Source organism: Alcaligenes endophyticus, assembly GCF_026344035.1.
GTDB lineage: Bacteria > Pseudomonadota > Gammaproteobacteria > Burkholderiales > Burkholderiaceae_B > Alcaligenes > Alcaligenes endophyticus.
In genome coordinates this window covers 132,445-152,881 of record NZ_JAPKND010000005.1, presented here as the reverse complement: position 1 = coordinate 152,881, position 20,437 = coordinate 132,445, and the positions used below count along the sequence as shown (strand labels likewise).

The 20,437-nt window shown below is 49.7% G+C and carries 21 protein-coding genes; 11 read left to right on the top strand and 10 right to left on the bottom strand.

Annotated features, from left to right (window positions below; genetic code table 11):
* Positions 1–8 precede the first annotated feature (8 nt).
* Genes OSH01_RS10740 through OSH01_RS10725 form a run of 4 tightly spaced genes read left to right on the top strand, consistent with a single transcriptional unit; the run spans position 9 to position 5,592 of the window.
* Positions 9–1,949, top strand: a complete 1,941-nt coding sequence (locus OSH01_RS10740) for a TonB-dependent receptor plug domain-containing protein (RefSeq protein ID WP_266124099.1) — start codon at positions 9–11, stop codon at positions 1,947–1,949.
* A complete protein-coding gene (locus OSH01_RS10735) occupies positions 1,939–2,850 on the top strand; it encodes a ChuX/HutX family heme-like substrate-binding protein (RefSeq protein ID WP_266124098.1) in 912 nt (303 codons plus the stop codon). The genes OSH01_RS10740 and OSH01_RS10735 overlap by 11 nt, the downstream gene beginning before the upstream one ends.
* Positions 2,837–3,706 carry a heme/hemin ABC transporter substrate-binding protein gene (locus OSH01_RS10730; protein WP_266124097.1) on the top strand — a complete coding sequence of 290 codons (870 nt, stop codon included), beginning with the start codon at positions 2,837–2,839 and terminating at the stop codon, positions 3,704–3,706. Before OSH01_RS10735 ends, OSH01_RS10730 begins: the two co-directional genes overlap by 14 nt.
* Entirely contained in the window at positions 3,703–5,592 is a 1,890-nt protein-coding gene (locus OSH01_RS10725; protein ID WP_266124096.1) for an iron chelate uptake ABC transporter family permease subunit, read from the top strand. The genes OSH01_RS10730 and OSH01_RS10725 overlap by 4 nt, the downstream gene beginning before the upstream one ends.
* A gap of 29 nt (positions 5,593–5,621) precedes the next feature.
* Here OSH01_RS10725 and OSH01_RS10720 read toward each other — a convergent pair whose 3' ends face one another.
* Positions 5,622–6,668 (bottom strand): tyrosine-type recombinase/integrase, encoded by a 1,047-nt coding sequence (locus OSH01_RS10720; RefSeq protein WP_266124095.1) that lies wholly within the window; start codon positions 6,666–6,668, stop codon positions 5,622–5,624.
* 138 nt (positions 6,669–6,806) lie between these two features.
* Positions 6,807–7,430 carry a hypothetical protein gene (locus tag OSH01_RS10715; protein WP_266124094.1) on the bottom strand — a complete coding sequence of 208 codons (624 nt, stop codon included), beginning with the start codon at positions 7,428–7,430 and terminating at the stop codon, positions 6,807–6,809.
* A 242-nt stretch (positions 7,431–7,672) separates the two neighbouring features.
* On the opposite strand from OSH01_RS10715, the gene OSH01_RS10710 reads away from it, so the two are divergent.
* The 3 genes from OSH01_RS10710 to OSH01_RS10700 are packed head-to-tail and all read left to right on the top strand — an operon-like array spanning position 7,673 to position 9,382.
* A complete protein-coding gene (locus OSH01_RS10710) occupies positions 7,673–8,233 on the top strand; it encodes a cytochrome b (protein ID WP_266124093.1) in 561 nt (186 codons plus the stop codon).
* Positions 8,230–8,787 (top strand): YceI family protein, encoded by a 558-nt coding sequence (locus OSH01_RS10705; RefSeq protein WP_266124092.1) that lies wholly within the window; start codon positions 8,230–8,232, stop codon positions 8,785–8,787. Before OSH01_RS10710 ends, OSH01_RS10705 begins: the two co-directional genes overlap by 4 nt.
* A 25-nt stretch (positions 8,788–8,812) precedes the next feature.
* Positions 8,813–9,382 carry a YceI family protein gene (locus tag OSH01_RS10700; RefSeq protein ID WP_266124091.1) on the top strand — a complete coding sequence of 190 codons (570 nt, stop codon included), beginning with the start codon at positions 8,813–8,815 and terminating at the stop codon, positions 9,380–9,382.
* 30 nt (positions 9,383–9,412) lie between these two features.
* Here the strand turns inward: OSH01_RS10700 and arsC are convergent, their stop codons facing one another.
* Entirely contained in the window at positions 9,413–9,757 is a 345-nt protein-coding gene (gene arsC / locus OSH01_RS10695) for an arsenate reductase (glutaredoxin) (RefSeq protein WP_266124090.1), read from the bottom strand.
* 113 nt (positions 9,758–9,870) lie between these two features.
* Here arsC and OSH01_RS10690 point away from each other — a divergent pair, with 113 nt between their 5' ends.
* Both OSH01_RS10690 and OSH01_RS10685 read left to right on the top strand, forming a co-directional pair.
* Positions 9,871–10,569: a glutathione S-transferase N-terminal domain-containing protein gene (locus tag OSH01_RS10690; protein ID WP_266124089.1), complete on the top strand. Its 699-nt coding sequence runs from the start codon at positions 9,871–9,873 to the stop codon at positions 10,567–10,569.
* Positions 10,570–10,578: 9 nt separating this feature from the next.
* A complete protein-coding gene (locus OSH01_RS10685) occupies positions 10,579–11,388 on the top strand; it encodes an RsiV family protein (protein ID WP_266124088.1) in 810 nt (269 codons plus the stop codon).
* A 50-nt stretch (positions 11,389–11,438) separates the two neighbouring features.
* Here OSH01_RS10685 and OSH01_RS10680 read toward each other — a convergent pair whose 3' ends face one another.
* The 3 genes from OSH01_RS10680 to holB all read right to left on the bottom strand — a co-directional run bounded on the left by OSH01_RS10680 (position 11,439) and on the right by holB (position 14,183).
* The gene (locus OSH01_RS10680; protein WP_266124087.1) at positions 11,439–12,239 is read right to left on the bottom strand and encodes an ankyrin repeat domain-containing protein; all 801 of its coding nucleotides are present in this window, start codon (positions 12,237–12,239) and stop codon (positions 11,439–11,441) included.
* Between the two features lie 110 nt (positions 12,240–12,349).
* The gene (locus OSH01_RS10675) at positions 12,350–13,132 is read right to left on the bottom strand and encodes a TatD family hydrolase (RefSeq protein ID WP_266124086.1); all 783 of its coding nucleotides are present in this window, start codon (positions 13,130–13,132) and stop codon (positions 12,350–12,352) included.
* A gap of 10 nt (positions 13,133–13,142) precedes the next feature.
* The gene (gene holB, locus OSH01_RS10670) at positions 13,143–14,183 is read right to left on the bottom strand and encodes a DNA polymerase III subunit delta' (protein ID WP_266124085.1); all 1,041 of its coding nucleotides are present in this window, start codon (positions 14,181–14,183) and stop codon (positions 13,143–13,145) included.
* Positions 14,184–14,296: 113 nt separating this feature from the next.
* Between holB and OSH01_RS10665 the strand changes: the two genes are divergently transcribed.
* On the top strand, positions 14,297–15,064 hold the full coding sequence (locus OSH01_RS10665; protein WP_266124084.1) for a deoxynucleotide monophosphate kinase family protein: 768 nt from the start codon (positions 14,297–14,299) through the stop codon (positions 15,062–15,064).
* On the opposite strand, the gene mltG is transcribed toward OSH01_RS10665, so the two are convergent.
* Positions 15,061–16,068: an endolytic transglycosylase MltG gene (gene mltG, locus OSH01_RS10660; protein WP_266124083.1), complete on the bottom strand. Its 1,008-nt coding sequence runs from the start codon at positions 16,066–16,068 to the stop codon at positions 15,061–15,063. The genes OSH01_RS10665 and mltG overlap by 4 nt on opposite strands.
* A 151-nt stretch (positions 16,069–16,219) precedes the next feature.
* Here mltG and ygfZ point away from each other — a divergent pair, with 151 nt between their 5' ends.
* Positions 16,220–17,149, top strand: coding sequence for a CAF17-like 4Fe-4S cluster assembly/insertion protein YgfZ (gene ygfZ, locus OSH01_RS10655; RefSeq protein ID WP_266124082.1), 930 nt, complete (start codon positions 16,220–16,222; stop codon positions 17,147–17,149).
* Between the two features lie 4 nt (positions 17,150–17,153).
* Here the strand turns inward: ygfZ and mmsB are convergent, their stop codons facing one another.
* The 3 genes from mmsB to OSH01_RS10640 are packed head-to-tail and all read right to left on the bottom strand — an operon-like array spanning position 17,154 to position 20,375.
* Positions 17,154–18,044: a 3-hydroxyisobutyrate dehydrogenase gene (gene mmsB, locus OSH01_RS10650; RefSeq protein WP_266124081.1), complete on the bottom strand. Its 891-nt coding sequence runs from the start codon at positions 18,042–18,044 to the stop codon at positions 17,154–17,156.
* 55 nt (positions 18,045–18,099) lie between these two features.
* Positions 18,100–19,230, bottom strand: coding sequence for an enoyl-CoA hydratase/isomerase family protein (locus OSH01_RS10645; RefSeq protein ID WP_266124080.1), 1,131 nt, complete (start codon positions 19,228–19,230; stop codon positions 18,100–18,102).
* Positions 19,227–20,375 (bottom strand): acyl-CoA dehydrogenase family protein, encoded by a 1,149-nt coding sequence (locus tag OSH01_RS10640; protein WP_266124079.1) that lies wholly within the window; start codon positions 20,373–20,375, stop codon positions 19,227–19,229. Before OSH01_RS10640 ends, OSH01_RS10645 begins: the two co-directional genes overlap by 4 nt.
* Between the last annotated feature and the right edge of the window lie 62 nt (positions 20,376–20,437).

Genomic DNA, 20,437 nt, shown 5'->3' with positions numbered 1-20,437 from the left:
ACGAGCGAATGAAAACAGTTAATTTCTTTACGTGGCGGGTACACCTGTATCTCGCCATGGGTACTCTATGCGTTGCGCCGAACGGTGCGCAGGCAAGCAGTGATACCTTACCTACCATTGTCGTGAATGCCAGAGGTTCGTCAGCTAAGGTTCAAGACGTTATCGCGTCGACTCAAGTGTTGACGCAAGAGCAAATACAGTCTTTTAGTGGTACAGGCTTGCCACAAATTCTGACTCAAGCAAGCGGAGTTGATGCCCGTGCCCAAGGGTCTAATAATAGTGTGGTGATACGCGGGTTTAGTGTGCGGCCAGGGGCTTTGCTGATTAATGGCTTAAGGCGCCCAGGCAAGTACGCTGGCATTAACCCTGGTTTGTTAGAACTCAACAATATTCGCCAAGTAGACATTGTAAGAGGCCCGATGTCAGCCCTTTACGGCGCTGACGCAACCGGCGGCGCCATCAACATTTGGACCCGCTCAGCACTCGACTATCAAGACCAAGGCGGACATGTCGAGGCCTTATATGGAGCGCTGCCCGCCGATGGCCAGCGAGGCACGTTTATTGGTCGAGCTGGGCTACATTTTGGCTCGGAGCGTGTACGTCATCAACTAAGCTTGGAAAGTAAAAATCGACGCCGTTTTTCGTACGAAAAAGATGCTGTACCCGCTGATCTTGGTGACCTTAAACAGCAGTTTTTTACGTATGACGGTGGGGTGCATGTGGATGATACCCAAGCTTTGCTATGGACCCTTGAGTACATGGATCAGCACGACCGTTACCCTAGTCGTACTGCGGCCGCAAACCCAAGAAGTTCACCACAGTCTTTCAAGGCTTATGAAAAAGAAACGCGCTGGTTTACGAATCTGGCGTGGGAAAAACGACTACAAACGACTGAGTTACGAGCGGATATCGCTTATGGACATAGCAAAGGCTCTACCACACGCAGTTTTCCGTTGATTGAGGATACCTTGTATCACCAATGGCAAGCCCAGCTACGGGGTATAAGCGATATTGACCAACATCAATTAGCGTACGGCGCCGGGTGGATTAACGACAAGATTGATATCACCACCATTACACGTCAGGCGACACGCGATAACTTTTATCTTTACGCTCAAGACGAGTGGCATTGGCACCGAAACTGGACCTTACTCACTGGTTTGCGTTATGACCAGTTTACCGATTTTGGTCAGCAAGTGACACCCCGCACCGCCCTGCAATTTCAACAAGGCTCTTATCTGGTACGGCTGGGTTACGGTCAGGCGTACCGAGCACCGACCGTGCTAGAGCAATACTCTACCTTTACCCGCGGACCTAGCCTGATTGTGGGCAATCCGAACCTCAAGGCAGAGAAAAACCGTGCTTGGGAGTTGTCGTTTCAGTATGAGCATGCGTGGGGTGAGGTTGGATTGAGCGTGTTCGATAACCGTGTCAATGATCTGGTCGCCACCGTAGCTGGCCCTCCTCTATCAGGCGACGCGCCTAGCGTCCGCAGCCGCCATGTTTACACCAATATAGACAAGGCCGTCTTGCGTGGAGGCGAGCTACGCACCGAGTGGCGGTTAGGCGAGCATTGGAACATTCAAGCAGGCTGGGACTATCTCGATGCACGGGATGCAGAAACGAAAGAACGCTTAAGCGGCTTAGCAAGGCAAATTGCCCGCCTTAGTGTGCAATATCAATATGGCCCCTGGACAGCCAATCTTCATCATAGGCATTATTTTGACTTCTATGCTGCGGACCCCAGCTTACGCAATGCCACCCCCTTCAATAGCCGCTACGGTAGCACGGACCTGAAACTACGTTATCAGTTGACACGACAGTGGCAACTTTATATGGGCATCGACAATCTATTTAACCAACGTCAGCCCATCAACTTTGGGGCCCGTGGCGTCACTATGGACCCACCAGCACGCTTTGCCTACGCGGGAGTACGTTATGAATTTTAAATTATGCTCAACGTTGAGCGATCCACTTGAGCTCTGGGCGGCGTTCCAAACTTTGCTGCAACAGCAGCCACATTTGCATCACACTCAGGCAGCACAGTTATTGGGTGTGCCTGAGGCGGCTCTTTATTATGCTATGCATCAAGCGCAGCCAGAGAACTGTTTGATCCCCCATCCCTCCATGCAGATGCTTCTGCAACCCATACATGATTGGCGCCGTTTATTCGCCGTACAGAGAAATATACTTGGCGTTAGCATTCATGTGATGCATGCACAAAGCATGATAGAAACAGACTACATTCGACTATTTGATGAATCTCAAACCGTCAGCTATCACACGGATCGTTGCAGTTACGTCTTTGCAGCAAGAGAAACCACGCACCGCGGCCATTCGGTTAGCATTAATTTCTTCGATAACGAGGGCAAGGTTTTAGCGAAGCTATTTTTACGCTCAAAAAAAGGACAGGAACTCGCTTGGCCTTATTGGCAAAAGCAACAAATCGTCTTGCCTACAGAGCAACTGAATAAACTGATCACCCAGCGTCCCTGCAAACCCAAGCCCTACTACAACGGCCCAGCACAACGTGCACTTGCGCTGGGGATCGCCGGCCTTACAGGCTTGTCAGCCTGCTCTCTACACCTGGCGGGCGCGGCCGGACAAGGCGATTTTCACGGCGAAATACGTCATTGCAAGACCGATGAGCACTGGTGCCACATCTCAGAGCCCCAGTTTCGCGCTCACTTTGCGACACGATACATTGCCAAAGTCACACTGGAAGCCTCTAGTACGACAAGTCTCACTGCGTGGGATGGTCTAGGCGGTCGGTTACGTATACAGGTGGGTGGTGCTGGTGCCGATCAGTGGCACGACCAGATCGCTGAGGTGCTGAATGCAAAAACTTAAATTTTATTATGCGCTGTTATGCTGTGTGGCTTGCTTTATTGCACCCGCCAGCGCCTTGGCATCCTTGCGATTGATCGTATTGGATAGCACCACAGCGGAAATTATTATTGCCTTAGGCGCGCAAGATCAAATTATTGCTACCAGTAGCAGTGCTGACTTTCTGCCAGAGCTTACTCATAGCGTTAAATTACCGGGCTTTAAACAAGGGTCTAGCGAGACCCTCTTTGCCTTAAAGCCTACACATATTGTGCAAACCTCAGAACGTCTTCAACCCCAAACTCGTGCACAACTAGTACGTTTAGGCATCAACATTATTGATCTTAATGACGAGTCTACGCTAAGTGGTGCGGTAAAACGCATTCACTTAGTAGGAGAGCTTTTGGGGCGCACTGCTGAAGCGACGGAATTAGCGGCACGCTTCTCCCAGCAAATGGCTGAACTAAAACAAGAGGTGCAAGCAGAACCATTAAACGTTAAAGGAGTATTCATTTTAGCGGGCGGCGGGCGCCCAACGGTAGCCGGCGGACGGGATACTCACGCTGCTGCGTTATTAGGGTTCGCAGGAGTGGAAAACATCGCTGATGTTATGCAAGGCTATAAAATCATGAGCCAAGAGGCATTAGTCGCTGCTTCGCCTGACTTTATTCTCACCAATCAAGAAGGGCTTCATACAGATCAGCATGGCTTGGCTGCTGTGCTTAAAGCACCCGGCGTCCAGCATACTACTGCCTATACAAAGCACGCGTTGTTCAGTTTACCGGGCCGTTACTTGCAAGGAGTCGGGCTTTCCACACCTACTGGAGTTCGTCTTTTACGCACACAGATTAAGCAAGTGCTTCAGGAGCACACGCCATGAGGTGGATAGCTTTATCTGCACGTGCTTACGGTGTTATGGCCATCATGGCGTTACTGTTCATCGGCGTCTTATCACTTAGCCAAGGTGCTGTGGCCATAGAGCCTCAACAAATTTGGAGATTGCTATTCTGGGATAGTAGCGAGCCAAACCAACAAACGGCCGCGATCATTCTACAACAGGTGCGCTTGCCTAGAGTGGTGCTAGGTATCGCTGTTGGCGCGGGTTTGGCGGGAGCAGGCACATTAATGCAAGCATTATTTAAGAACCCTCTGGCTGATCCCGGCCTAATCGGATTGTCCGCCGGAGGCGCTTTAGGCGCCGTTGGTGCGATCGTTTTGGGGGGATTCTGGATCACCCAAAGTGCTTTGCTCAGTGTATGGCTGACGCCTTTAGCAGCATTTTTCGGTGCTGCCATCAGCGCGGCCTTGATCTTTATGCTGTCAATGAAAAATGGACAAATTCAAGCACAAACTTTGCTCTTATGCGGTATAGCTATGAATGCCATTGCGGGGGCGTGCGTAGGATTGTTAAGTTATGTCGCTACTGACGATCAACTGCGCAATCTTACTTTCTGGAGTCTAGGGAGCTTAGGCAGTGCCACCTGGACTTCTGCTGGGTTGATGGCCGTCATTAGTACCATTGTATTTTTCTTTGCTTATCATCAACGGCACGCTTTAGATGCGCTATTGCTGGGTGACAACAACGCCAAACAATTAGGGGTGCCTGTAGAGCAACTCAAACGACATATAGTAATGAGCACGGCGGCTTGTGCCGGTGTAGCGGTAGCTTTTACGGGAATGATAGGCTTTATTGGCTTAGTAGCCCCACATCTGGCTCGTTTAGTATCCGGCCCTAAACATCAGCGTGTGGTTCCCCTGTCCATGTTAATTGGCGCGTGTTTGCTATGCAGTGCCGACTTGTTAGCACGCGTATTGATTCCGCCTAGCGAGCTTCCTATCGGAGTCTTAACTGCTTTGCTAGGCGCTCCTTTTTTCCTCTATTTACTCAGACGTCCATGGTCAGTGAGCAGCGGTGCGAAAAAAACAAGTAGTGAGCATGTGACACGGCAAGCAGCACCGTTTTTAGCACCTAAGGCATGTACAGATCTTGAACAATCCGTGCTCGATGTCAGTGATCTCCATCTGACACTCCAAGGCACGCTCATACTAAGAGACATTCATGCTGAGATAAAAATGGGTCAACGTATTGCCCTAGTGGGGCCAAACGGCAGCGGCAAGTCCTCCCTATTACGCTGTCTGGTAGCAGAGCACGCGTATACCGGTCAGATACACCTTAATAAAGCCAATATACGCCACTCCAATATTCGAGAGTTAGCCAAACAGCTGGCTTACATGCCACAAAGCACACATCTACCTTTTTCCTTCACGGTGGAAGAGTTTATTTTACTCGGGCGTCTGCCGCATCAAGAGGATACGAGTTTGCACAGAATGAACTGCTTAGAGCAGGTTCTAACGTTGCTAGAGCTGAGAACATTGCGCCATGATGATTATTTACGTTTATCGGGTGGTCAACAACAGCGAGTGCAATTTGCGCGGGCATTAATTCAAATCGTGGACCGCCCCTGTGGCGCCTTGTTACTGCTGGATGAGCCTACTTCCGCCCTAGATCTTGCACAACAAAACTTGATTAGCACTGTGCTAGAAAAAATGAGTCTTCAAGGCTTAACAGTCGTTGCTGTTATTCATGACTTACACTTTGCCCAGCGCTACGCGACTCATCTATGGCTAATGCACGACAGCACTTTGTTTGCCCAAGGCCCCGCAGCACAAATGCTAGATCCTGATTTATTAGGAATGGCGTTTGGGATAGAGTTTACTGTTTTACAGCATGAAAAGACGCGGCAACGCTTCTTAATTCCCCGATAAAGCGTGGTGTAGCAATAATAAGTTGCGTTCTATTTAATCTTTGCGGGTGCTGGGTCATTTTCACGCTGGCACCATTGCAACCATGCGGCTTGTAACCGCCATGCACTGGCTGCACCAGGGGCGTAGCCCATAAGGGCCTCTACCTCGGCTAGACTGCTATCCTGTGCAAATAGTTGCGCCCCATATACATTTCTTAATCGTTGCGGGGTAAGCATCATGTCCGCATATTTATTACCCCACTTAGTGACGATACGAGCCAACGTAGCTGGATTCATGCTGACCGCAGGACGCGCGGCACTGAGTTGACGGCTACTAGGAAACATAAGCTCATGCGCATCGAGCGTAGCGCGCCGGTCCCATAACTGTAATAGAGGCTCCAACCATTTGGGCACAGGTATGTGTCGTTGAGCCTCGCCGGTAATGTGAATGAAAGAAGCATGCTCCCCCTTATCTGCTGCGCTATGCCACTGATATCGTTGTAACTGAGTGAGTTCTTGTGGGCGTAAGCCGCAGCCCAATAAAAGCCCAACAATAGCCAAGTCTCTGGTATTGCGCCATAAACCCGCTTGGGTATAGTCGCTTGATCGCTGCAGGGCCAGCAACTGAACATTTAAGCGAAGTTTTAGCGCTTGCGTTTGAGGCTCAGTTAAAAATTGCGTCGCGTCGTTGTCAGGCGCTTGCCGCCAATTCTCATGGTAAGGATCATTGATAGCGGTAGAGACGGCGGGATTAGGGTGTAGGGGATCATGGCGCAACATTTCTGTATAGGCGCGAGCTATTACTTGCTGATAACGCTCTCGTTGAGGTCGTTTCACTCCCTCTAAGGTCGCTAAAAAACCTTGTATATCGGTAGAGTCAATTTGATGCAGGTCTTTTTGCCGGATCTTCATATCCTCGATAAACCGTCGCCATAACGTACGATAAACATTCTGTGTACTCAGCAAAAAACGAGGTTGCTGGCGATTTAACCACGTGTCAAATAGCGCCATGGCATCTATGGAACGGGCGTTTTGCCCCAGTAAGGGCAATTCTTGCTGCTCCCTGCCCTCTGTTGCTTGCTGAACTGATCTTTTCATGTTTGGATTATCTTTTCCGTTAATTGCATTTTTAGAGTAACGTAAAATGGTTTTATGGGTACATTGGCTTACCGACGATCTGCATTATCTAAACAAAAACTGGCATGCCAACACGTAATGGGTCGCTCATAACGGTGTTTATGGCTTCAATAAACGCTCATGTACCCAGCCTTTATTGGTTAATACCAGCACAGCCCGACCCTCTATTAAGGTATCGATCTGTTCAACGGATTCAGGAAACTCGCGCTGCACTGCTTCGTTGTGCAGCCATTTATGCGCGTCTTTTAACTTGTAGGTATAGGCAACACGAGAAATTTTCAGCCCCATGGCATCCGCCGGTTCGGTAAACGACTCAATGTCTTGCACGATGTAATCTCCCGTACAAAACGCATCGTGGTTGCCTAGCCCACCAGCCCCTGCCTTCACTAAGTGTTTTTGCCCTAAGCTGCTAAGGCTATATTCTAAAGCCGGTGTTTGGGCTTGGCTAAACCTAGATTTTATTTGGATATCACTGCTGTTCAATAAACCTGCGCTCACAAAGGCATCCGCGCGACGCTTATTACTTTCTACAAAAACCTCTTCGGTGGCTAAAGTAAAGGGATAGTGATTGGCAGGAATGCCCGCACAAAATCCGGTTTGACTGGCGAGATAATCCTGTATGGCTTGCGAAAAATTATCCTGGTTAGCGTCTTTCGCGCTACCGCATGCCGCTAAGGCAAGCAAGGCTATCAGTACTGTCACTTTTCTATGCATATAACGCATAAAGCATTCCTTTACAATGCAATTTTTCTAGGCATGGGGATGACCTCATGGTAACCAAAAATCAGCATCACCATAAACAAGAATTAAGCCCTACTTGTACCCTTTGACTATTTAATGGGCCTTCAAGTGAACCTTTCCTGATTATGCACATCTACGCAATAGTCTCTTGCACTGCAGCATCTGTATCCAAACTGACATTCAGGTTAAAGTAGAACCAATGTTAAATGAAAGGCATTATCAATATGAGCACTCCCCCACCCACGCGTTATCCCTTATTTAGCCGTTTTTTACATTGGCTGATGGCGATATTACTACTGGGCATGGTGATACTGGGCTATTACATGAAGTCTTTGCCTATGTCGCCCGTCAAGTTCCAATTGTATTCATGGCACAAATGGACGGGGATATCTGTGTTAACACTGGTGGTGGTGCGCCTGCTATGGCGCTACACGCATCGCTTGCCTTCGTTACCTCACAGTATGAGTGTTATCAGCATATGGGCAGCAAAAATAGGGCATCTATTTTTATACGGCCTAATGCTGGCTATTCCTATCACTGGCTGGTTAATGAGTTCGGCCAAAGGGATTCCTACCGTTATGTTTGGTCTGTATCCCTTACCTGACTTGATCAGCAAAAACAAAGAGCTCGGTAATACCTTAGTCACTGTGCATATCTGGCTTAACTACGCCTTGATAACTATGGTGATTGCGCATGTGATGGCTGCCCTGAAGCATCAGTTTATTGATCGTGACCGTATTTTCAGCCGTATTACCTTACGCTTTACCCCGGAGAAAAAAACATGAAACTGCGCCTTAGCGTCGCCGCCTTAGTCTTAGCACCCTTAGCCGCACATGCCACTGTTTACCAACAAATTTTGCCCGAACAAAGCCGCATACGCTTCAACTACCAACAAATGGGGGTTGATATGGACGGTGCGTTTACGTCGTTCAACGGTGATTTCTATTTCGATACGGATGCCCCCGAGCAAAGCAAGGTTGAGCTCCAACTGGCGCTTAGTAGTGTAGACACTGGGCTGGCTGAAGCCGATGCAGAGCTAGAGAAAAGTGAATGGTTTAATAGTGCTGCCTATCCGCAAGCCATTTTCCGCGCAGAAACCATCACTTCTAACGGGCCAAGTCGCTATCAGGTGCAAGGACAGCTGGAAATTAAAGGTCAGCAACAAGCTGTTAATTTTGACGCCGTTCTTAATACAGACGGGGAACACGCTACGTTAGTCGGCCAGCTTCCGATAAAACGTGGTGATTTCCATATTGGAGAAGGCCCTTGGGCTAACTTTGATGTGGTCGCTAACGAGGTCACCATAGACTTTTCTATCGCCGTTGCCCCGGCCAACTAAACCTATTATTCAGAAAGGAAATTTAATGTTTAAACCGTTATTAGCCCTAAGTATTGCCGCCTTATTTACCGCGTCTGTAAGCGCCGCACCGATCACCTACAAAATTGAGCCTACGCATACCTACGTGCAAGCACGCTATCAACACCTAGGCTTTAGCACCCAATCAATTCGTTTTGATCATATTGAAGGCACAATTACTTTGGATCTTGAAGCCAAGACTGGTGCCATTGATGTCAGTGTTGACAGTGCGTCGTTAAGTTCAGGTTTAGCCACCTTTGATGGACATTTAAACGGTAAAGACCACTTAGACACCACCGCTTTCCCCAAAGCAAGCTTTGTGTCAAATAAAATTAAATTCGAGGGCGATACCCCCGTATCCGCCGAAGGGGAGCTCACGATTAAAGGTATCAGCAAGCCTGTAACCTTAGAAATAACCCACTTTAAAGCCCAGCCTCACCCCATGTTAGGCAAGCAGGCTATTGGGGCTGACGGCCTCATTCGCATTCATCGGAGCGAATTTAACGCTGGCAAAAACGCCCCAGCGGTGAGTGATGCCACGGACATCTCGATCGCTCTAGAGGCCATCGCGCAATAAGTATTCACATGCCTGTTTAGCTTGCGTGTACTAGAGTATGTCGTTTAAGGCTTCTAGTGGCCGAGCTAAACGGGTACCTTTATCTGTCACGACAAAAGGCCGATTCAATAAAATGGGATGCTCTGCGATAGCTTGTAATAGCTGCGCATCCTGTAAACCAGGGTCGTCTAGACCTAGCTCGGCGTAAACGTTTTCTTTACTTCGCATAGCCTCGCGTACGCTTAACCCAGCGGCCTGAATCAAGACCTGCAATTGTTCTACCGTTAACGGTGTTTTCAAGTACTCGATAATCTCCGGCGTGTATGCATGCTCTACCAGCAAAGCCAAGGCCTTACGAGAGGTCCTACAGCGCGGGTTATGGTAAATTTTGGACATGAACAAATTTCTCGCAATCAAATAACGACAACAACACAAATATAGTCGCCTGGAACAAATGCCTCAAGTGCTGAGCATTAGCCAGGCTTACTCTTCTAGCAACGAGGCCCTATATGTTAGACCTGTATTACTGGACCACCCCCAACGGACATAAGATCACCCTATTTCTTGAGGAGACCGGCCTACCCTATTCAATACATCCTATCAATATAGGCAACGGCGAACAGTTTTCGCCAGAGTTTCTGGCTATAGCACCCAATAACCGTATCCCGGCTTTGGTCGACCATGCCCCAACTGATGGCGGAGCGCCGATTTCCATTTTTGAATCAGGCGCCATCTTGCAGTACTTAGCCGAAAAAACAGGTCAGTTTTTGGCGCATGATCTTCGTCAACGAACAGAGACCTTGCAGTGGTTGTACTGGCAAATGGGTGGCTTAGGGCCCATGGCTGGCCAAAACCACCACTTTTCAGTCTATGCGCCACAAAAAATCGACTACGCGATAGACCGCTACGTACGCGAAACGGGTCGATTGTATAGTGTATTAAACAAACAGTTACAAGATCGTGACTACATCGCTGGCGATTACTCTATTGCCGACATGGCTTGCTACCCCTGGATCGTTCCGCATGAGCGTCAACAGCAAGACTTAGCCCAATTTCCTCATTTACAGCGATGGTTCGAACGCATACGCGCCCGTACGGCTACCACACGCGCATATGCCTTAGCAGAGCGTTACAATACTCAAGCTGGTACACATAGTGAAGAGGCCAAAAAAATACTTTTTGGCCAAGACGCCAGCACCGTCAAATAAGGACGTTACATGCGTACACTCTTAACTGAACAGCGTCGCGGCCTACCTATGGTGGCAGCTTGGGCCATCCTGTCGTTAGGGCTAAGCGCTTGTAGCACTACCCCTAGCCCTGAAAGCTCACTGATTCCTGCCCAAACTGATCAAATCAGCAGTCGGGATGGGGCCTTTACTCAGGCGCAAAAATATTTACGTAGTAAACCCGGATGCCATGGAACCTGCCCTCGTTTAGGTATGGACGCCTTAGTATTTCCAGGCAAACAGGCTTTAACAAACACTGTGCAAGCACTGCTTATTAAACAAGCCAGCGCCGACTTGGATCTACATGGTATACAAAGCTTGGAACAGTTAGAGCAAGCCTATTGGCAAAAAGCCGGTAGCCGTGATGAACTCATTCTGGCCGCGCGTACCCCTTACCGTAACGCAGCCATTACCGTGGTCGAGCTCAGTTCCTACTATTATCCCACTAGTGCGGCACATGGAATGACCCACGTACAGTATCTAAACTGGGACAACCAAGCAAACCGCCGTATTACCCTAGCAGACATGCTGGCCCCCAATCAACAGGCCAACTTCGAGGCCTTGCTGCGTCAAGCCCATCAGCAATGGTTAAAGTCGAACCAAGACGCCATTGACGATCCCGCTAATTACTTACGCATGTGGCCATTTCAAGCCACTGACAATGTGGGCTTGAGCGACCAAGGCTTGGTAATTAAATACAACTCGTATGATATTGCACCGTATTCCGCGGGCCAACCCAGCTTGCTTATACCGTACAGTCAATTACGAACCGTTTTACGTCCCGCTTACTTACCCTCCTGAGGCCCTAGGAACGCTGCCGTTTGAGTAAAAGTCAAACGGCAGCCTCCAAATTAGGGGGTACTCGGCTCATCAAAGCGGTCTAAATCAAAATAACGGGCACTACCTTGGCTAGCGTCAGGCTTCACGGCTGAGCGCTTATTTTGCGACTGAGCAGGCGCGGGTTTATTGGCTGATGAGTTGACAGAAGAGCTAGGAGTTTGACGGCCTTGCTCCACCTCTTCGAGATAGCTGGCCAACTGCTCATGCCCAGCCGAGCGTGCCCAATCGCTGGCTTTTAGATGCTCGGCATTTTGCATGCGGCTATCGGCCCCCGCCGCTAATAAAGCATCGACCACATCACGTTTACCCGAAAAAGCCGCCATCATGAGTGGACTGGTGCCATTCGGTGCCGGAGCATTCACTATCGCCTTTTGAGTTAATAAATAACGCACGGTATCCAGATGGCCTTTAGAGGCCGCATAATGTAATGGCGTCCAACCTAAGCGATTCACCTGCCCACCACGTTGCTGCAAGGCTTGTAAACGCTTCGTTTCACCCAGCAAAGCCAGATACATCATAGGGGTTTCTTGACGACCATTGGCCAGTTCTATGTCGGTGTTTCGATTCGCCAATAACACATCGTAAGCCCCCCACGACTGGTTTCTAATAGCCACCATTAACGCTGGATTAAGTTCTGAATCACGGCTATTAGGATCCATGCCTTGCGCTAGTTCACGCATCACCTCCTGAGACCTGTCTTGCTCAATGGCTACACGCCAAGCACTATCATCGGCCCAAGCATGGCTAAAAAAAGCGCTAGCACATAGAGCAACAAAAAAAACAGAAAAAGAAAAAAGTCGTTTTATAACCATTACTTAGCGCACTTATCTGATGTTAGTCATCAACTATAAACCCATCTAGAAATGGCTTTATATATTTGACATAAGCTATTGATTTTAAATAAATTTAATAAAAAAGAAAGTTAAAGCATTAGATCCGATTTATTCTTTATCTTATTGAAAAGATTGAAAAAATTCCGAGTACTTACATCAGCGACTTGTTGAGCCGTCATGCCTCGCAGTTCTGCAATTTTCTCAGCCACATGCACAACATAAGACGGCTGATTGAGTTTGCCTCGATAAGGCACCGGCGCCAAAAAGGGGGAGTCAGTTTCAATTAAGAGCCTATCCAAAGGTACTTTTTTAGCTACTTCTTGTAAATCCTGGGCGCTCTTAAAAGTGACTATGCCAGAAAAAGAAATATAAAAGTTCAAATCCAGTGCAGCCTGAGCGACCTCCCAGCTTTCCGTAAAGCAATGCATCACGCCTTGCTCGGCGCGCTCTTCCTGCATAATACGGATGGTGTCTGCACTTGCGTTTCTTGTATGGATAATCAAGGGCAGATTACTCGCTTTACTGGCCCGAATATGAACCCGAAAACGTTCTCGCTGCCAATCCAAGGGCTCAGGTTTACGAAAATAATCTAAGCCTGTTTCGCCTATCGCAATGACCTTTTCATCTTGAGTACGTGACAACAAATCTTCGACGCTAGGTTCGGTAATTTTCTCATAATCAGGATGCACACCCACCGAAGCATATAACTGCGGATGAGGCTGCACCAACTTCATCAGGCCTGGCCAATCGTCTAAGTCGACGCTGACCACTAAGGCACAGCCCACACGATTTTGCTTCATCTGAAGCAGGATTTCATCCAGATTTTCGGCCAATTGTGGAAAATCTAAATGGCAATGAGAGTCTACATACATAAATATTGACTTAATAAGATGGGACGTTAGCACTACAGGCTAGAGCTAAGCGATCTAAGCTATGGTGCACAAACACTTTATTATTTAGTGGGTGACGCGCAATATGGTATTGCTCATTCAACCAACGCAAGGCTTCAGCCAAAGCTTGAGGACGACTTTGACGCGCTACGCGCCCACTGCGCTCGGCTAAACTGGGATAGTAACGTGGCCCTTGCCCGAAAGCTTGCAATTGCAGATCGGTGAACAAGCGTTGAAACGCAGGTATCCAGTCTACGGGGCTGACATTTTCCAGACTCGCATACAAATCATCCGCACCGCCCTCCCCTAAGCGTTGCTCTAACCAGCTCAATAACCACTGAGGATAGGCCTGAGTATGCGCTCGACTGTTTTCTAATGCTATTACGGGCGCCCCACCACAGGCTGCCAACCAGTCGTCTGCCTGAGCTACACCTTGTTGCATCAACCATTGCTTGGCCACCGCGGGGGCAGGCACAGCCAAAGGTAGACGACGGCAACGTGACACCAAGGTCGGTAATAAACGATCGGGCGCATCCGCCACCATTAAAAACACCGTATGTGCCGGAGGCTCTTCCAGCACTTTCAATAAGGCATTCGCCGCGACGTGCCCCATTGACTCGGCCGGGTAAAGTACGGCGACGCGCCACCCCCCGCGATGAGTCGCGGTGTTAAACCACGTATGCAACTGGCGCAACTGCTCAATTCGTATTTCTTTGGAGGGCGCTTTTTTCACCGACTCGCTGAGACTTTCTGTCTGTGGGTCTTCCGCAACGGTGATGGCGTCTGGGCGTAAAAACCGTAAATCAGGGTGGGTTCCACTGCGTATCCATTGACACGAGGTGCATTGCCCACACGCCATATGTTGTTCTGCTTGCTCGCACAGCAAGCAAGCGGCGGCGGCCTTAGCAAACTCGCGCTTACCTATACCAGGCAAGCCGTGAAGCAACCAAGCATGGGCGAAACGTTCTTGCTGCCCCAACCACTGCTGAGCACTATTAAGGTGCCAAGGTAAAAATGTGGGAAAATCCGACACCGATGTCATCCTGTAATGAACCACCAATCCACCATTGTAATACTAGCGTCGTCTGCTACAACTGCAAGGTATAAGCACGGTAAACTATCCCCTTGTTTTTTGAGGACGATGCTGTGTTTCATCTTATCGGCTTGGCAGCCCGAGCACGCTCAGGCAAAGATACCGTTGCCAACTACTTACTCCAACACGCTGACATTAGCTCGTATGCTTTGGCTGATCCGGTCAAAATGGCCTGCCAAGCTTTGTTTGGGCTAAACGACGAAGAAACTTGGACTGATCACTATAAAGAGCAGCTTATTCCCTTGTGGAACACTTCTCCACGGCAGTTTTTTCAGTTAGTGGGCACAGAATGGATGCGTCAAGAACGCCCGGACCACTGGATACGGAGAGCAGAGCAACTACTCAACACCCCTGCGCCCTGCGCATCACCACAGCTTCCCGCACTGAACATGGCCATGTTGGCCATTTACGGCATGTTACCCGAGCAAGCGGAAAGCCAATTTTGGCAAATCAGCTATGCGCAGGCCTACACACGTTTGGAACAGCTGTGCCTAGCACGTTTTCCCGACTACGCATGGCGACGTGCTCAACGCCCCGTGTGGCCCAACACCTATGTGTATCCCGATGCTAGGCAAGCAGACTGTGTAGTGATTCGCGATATTCGCTACGAAAATGAAGCCGATTTTATCCGTAAGTCCGGTGGGCAAGTTTGGCATATTCAACGTGAGCAACGCCAAGTCGTCAACCCGCATTCATCGGAGTGGGGAGTTGCTATACACGCCGATGATGCGGTGATTAACAACAACGGCACATTGGCTGAGCTACAAGCACGCGTAGAGCAACAGTGGCAGGCTTATCGCCTGCTTCACCCTAAAGCTTAACGGCCCCGTATGTACTTGTTGACCGCATTGTTATGAGCGCGCAAGTCTTTGGAAAACTCGCTCGTACCATCGCCTCTGGAAACAAAATAATAATACTCGTGCTTTTCTGGATGCAAGGTGGCTAATAAAGCGGCTTTACCAGGACTTGCTATGGGTGTAGGTGGCAAACCCGGACGCGTATAAGTATTCCACGGAGTATCGGTGTTCAAATCCACCTTGCGAATACGCCCTGTGTAGTTCTCTCCCATGCCGTAAATAACGGTGGGGTCTGTTTGCAACAGCATATTGGCACGTAAGCGATTAATAAACACGCCAGCCACACGAGCGCGGTCTTGGCTATGGCCTGTTTCCCGCTCTACGATAGACGCTAAGATTAACGCTTCATAGGGTGTTTTTAAGGGTAGATCAGGGTCACGATCCTCCCATAGTTGTTGGAGCAATTGCGACTGTGCTTCAAACGCTCGTCGTAACAGGTTTACATCTGTAGTACCCGGTACAAATACATAGGTATCTGGGGCAAACCACCCTTCGGGATGCCCTGTCTCTACACCCACGGAGGCTAAAAGTGCGGCTTCGGTCACTGGTGTGAGGGTATTGCGTACTGCTGGATCCGTGTGCAAGACATCACGAATGCGTTGATAGGTCCAGCCTTCGGGCACAGTTAACCGAGTTTGCAACATATTGCCGCTGGACATACGTATCAACAAATCCCAAAGGGTGTCGCCTTGCGTCGCCTCGTAGGCACCTGCTTGCAATAAGGTGTCTTGCTCGCTTAAGCGCGCGAGCCAGGCAAATTGACGCTCATCGAGCTCAATCCCTGCATCACGCATCACGCGCGCGATGGCACGTGGCCCGGATCCACTTTCAACCACGTAGTCAATACGCTCGGCTTGCATGGGCACGGCTCGTTGAGTCACCCAATACCAAGCGCCAGCCGTCAAGGCCGCACCGACCACTACCACGGCTAGAAGCAGCCAAAGAATATTTCTATAGATTTTTTTCATGCGCTTTGCATTGTAATGGCGTTTTTATCCATAAGACACGTCTGACCTTAACTAATTCCCACAGCATGCAAGCCTACTACTACCAATATGCACCAAGGGCGCTATTATAAAGAGATATACCACTTCAACTTGCTGTTAACTGTGCTTGCTTATGTCTTCTTCCGCTGCCCTTTTTACGCTGTCTGATTTAGCCGTCCTTGAGTTCCAAGGAGCTGACGCGATTAGTTTTTTACATGCTCAACTTACCCAAGACGTACAGCATTTAGCTCCTCATCAGGCTAAGCTGGGCGCCTACTGCAATGCCAAAGGGCGAGTGCAGGCTACCTTGGTGTTCTGGCGTACTCCTGATGACACTGGCATTCAAGCTTTGGTCAAAGCGGATATCGCAGACGCCTTAATGAATCGTCTACGTATGTTTGTGCTGCGTAGTAAAGTTAGCATTGAGCGCCTACCCGTTCATGTGTATGGCTACACTGGCCCCTCCTCGCTAAATGGCTTGACGCCACCGCAGGACACGCCCCCCTACACGTTGAGCCGTATGCCCAGCCAACACCTGACATGGATAAGCGCCCCACAAGTCGCCCAAGAAAAGCGTTGGTGGCTGATTAGCCCGACGCAAATCGATGGTGCCCAAGAAGACAGTGCCCCGTGGCAAATTGCCGACATGCAAGCCGGTCTACCTTGGGTCGATCAGTCCGCCTACGAAGGCTACATTCCGCAAACTTTAAACCTTGATTTGATTGATGGGATCAACTTCCAGAAAGGTTGCTACCCAGGTCAGGAAGTTGTGGCGCGTAGCCATTATCGTGGCACCATTAAGCGTCGCATGGCCTACGCCTGTACAAAGGCTCAGTACGATCTAGGTTTGGCCTCAGCGTGGGCGGGTCAAGATATTGTGCAGGCGGCTGATCCTGACGCCCCTTGTGGCCGCATCATCAATGCAGCCATTCATGAAGGGCTATTACACGTATTGCTAGAGGTGCAGTTAGTCGATCTGGAGAGCGCTGAGTTTTATGCTCGTGATGCTCAGGGGCCGCGCCTGTATATACAGGCGCTACCCTATCGATTAACAAAAGAATAATCGCTTACTGGGCTTGCTGGTAAAGCTTCAAAATACTGGAGAAGTCTTCGCCGCCATGCCCTTTTCCACTATGCAGTGCGTATAAGTTGCGTGCTAGCTCACCTAGTGGGGTGGCTGCTTTTACAGAGACTGCACTTTCTGTTGCCAAGCCTAAGTCTTTCAGCATTAGGTCCACCCCAAAGCCTCCCGCATAATTGTTGGAGGCTGGCGCGTGCTCCATCACACCAGGCCACGGATTGTATAACTCAGTGGCCCAATTGCGTCCCGAGCTTTGCGCAATAATTCCTGACAAAACGCTTGGGTCTAGCCCCTGCGACACGCCTAAAGCCAAGGCCTCGGCCGTACCAGCCATTAAAATTCCCAACAGCATGTTATTACACGCTTTAGCAACCTGCCCTGCACCCGCGTCACCAGCATGGAATATCGCTTTACCCATTTTTTCTAGGTAAGGACGTGCTTGCTCTAGTCCTTCGGCAGAACCTCCGACAATAAATGTTAAGGTACCTGCTTTGGCCCCACCGGTGCCCCCTGACACAGGCGCATCCACCATAACCAAGCCACGTGCCTGAGCTTGTGCACTTAATTGGCGCGATGTCGCCGCATCAATGGTGCTGCAATCAATCAGTAACGCGCTTTGATCAACCTGCGTGATAATGCCATTAGGCCCCGTATAGACCTTATTCACGTGCTTGCCTGCGGGCAACATAGTAATCACGACTGAGGCGCCTTGAATCGCTTCTAAAACGCTTTCACACGCTACTGCTCCACCTGCTGCTAACTCGTCCATGGCTGCTTGTTGCAGGTCATAGACTCGTAAGGCATGCCCTGCTTTTTGCAAGTTTAACGCCATGGGTTTACCCATATGCCCTAAACCAATGAATGCGATTGTTTTCATCTTGTCTCCGGTTTAAAGGCTTGGAGTCAGTTCCAAGCCCTTTGTATTGTGCCGTTTAGGCATCTATGTCTGCTAAAGGATGCTCTGTATCGGCGGGCCATGCGGCCACAAAAAAACGTTTCACCCATTCGTCGGTGGCGTCGCTCAACGTGGCGGGTTGCCACTTGGGCTGCTTATCTTTATCAATCAACAAAGCCCGAATACCCTCTTGGAAATCACCTTGAACACCACATTGCAAAGAAACAATGTATTCAAGCCTGAATACCTCGGCCAAGGATAAATACCGCGCTTGGCGTAAAAGGCTGTAGCTTAAACGTGCGGAGCCGGGAGCACCCGCCTGAAAAGTCTTGGCCGCACGTGCTAGCCAAGCATCATCGGATTGTGCCCAAGCTGTAATTTGTGCGCACATGCGGTCGAAATTCAAGCCTGCAAAGGCCGCGCTAATAGCTTGATAGTGTTGTTGCAACGGGCCGGTTGGCAAAGACTGCGGAGTAAACTGGGCCAAGAGCGCATCCAGTAAAGCCGCGTTATCTTGCGCGCATGCCGTCCAATTCTGCTGCAGCAAAGCGGCTTGTAGTTGCGCATACTGTTGCTGTTCAACGTAGTAATTCGCCAAGCCTAAATGCAAACAATCGCTGGCGCCTAACTGGGCACCAGTCAGGGCCAGAAAATACCCCATTCCAGCGGGCAAATGCGAAAGCATCCAGGTTCCCCCCACATCAGGGAACAAACCAATGGATATTTCTGGCATGGCCCAACGAGTCGTATCGCTACATACACGGTGGCTACAAGCCATGAAAAGACCTACCCCTCCGCCCATAACGATGCCGCTACCCCAGCCCAGCACAGGCTTAGCATAGCGATGCAACAAGTAATCCAGCCGATACTCAACATCGAAAAACTCACGCGCATAGTGGTTATCCCAAGCTTGACCACTCGTGTTCGCTTGCATCCCTGCATACAGACCGTGCAAGTCGCCCCCGGCACAAAATGCCCGCTCGCCGCTCGCTTCCAACAGCACCATGGCAATGCTGTCATCATCTTGCCACTGCAGCAACTGCTGGTACAGCGCCGAGCACATCTCTAAATTAAGACTATTTAGGCTATCGGGGCGATTCAAGCGCGCTACCCCAAGGTTGAGTCCGCCCGCGGTGGGACGCACTTCAAATACAACAGATTCACTCATCGGATGTCAGCTCCCTGATCGATAATTTGACGAGCTATGATAACGCGCATAATCTCATTAGTGCCCTCTAAAATTTGATGCACTCGGGTATCGCGCACCAAGCGCTCAACCGGGTAATCCTTCAAATAGCCATAGCCACCAAATAACTGTTGCGCATCTAGGCACACTTGGAAACCAAGATCGGTCGCCAAACGTTTAGCCATAGCGCAATAAGTGCTGGCCTGAGGATCTCCGTGATCTAACTTATGCGCGGCCAAGCGTACCATTTGCCGCGAGGCAACAATATGGGTGAGCATATCCGCCAGTTTGAATTGCAGTGCCTGAAACTGGTCTAGTTTCTGACCGAATTGATTGCGATCAGACATATGTAAACGTGCTGCGTCGTAAGCGCCTTGCGCCGCCCCCACTGAACACGTAGCAATGTTAATGCGACCACCATCCAAACCTTTCATCGCAAAGCGAAAACCTTGTCCTTCTTCGCCCAACAACATCCACGGCTCTAGCTCAACATTATCAAAATTGATCGGACGCGTAGACTGACTATTCCAGCCCATTTTTTGCTCTTTGCGCCCGTACACAATGCCGGGCAAATCGGCAGGGATTGCGAATGCGGAAATACCGCGCGCTGAGTCATCCCCTGTTCTGGCCATAACAATCAGCACGTCCGTGTCGCCAGCACCTGAGATAAACGCCTTACTGCCGTTTAAGACGTACTTGTCGCCTTGACGCTGAGCACGCGTGCGTAGTGATGCGGCATCTGAGCCTGAGCCAGGCTCGGTAAGGCAATACGAACCCAGTAACTGTCCTTGACTTAAGGCCTCGCCCCAACGTTCTTGAGCGGTAGGCGTACCCCACTCGCCTAACATCCAGGTCACCATGTTGTGGATCGTCAAAAAAGCCGTTGTGGAGGGGTCAGCAGCTGCCATTTCCTCAAATACTAACGCGGCATCTAAACGGCCCAAGCCCAATCCGCCTATCGCCGGATTCGCGTATAAACCACAAAAGCCTAAATCGCCCGCTTGACGAAAGACCTCTTTGGGAAAAATTTCTTCGGCATCCCATTGGGCCGCCTGTGGTGCCAATTCATTTTGTGCAAATTCACGCGCGGCTTGCGCAAAAGCCAGTTGTTCTTCAGTTAGTTGCATGCTTGTCTCCTTTTTTAAAGTACCTTAATACTCGCTTAGGAATGAGGCTGTCATTTCTACGA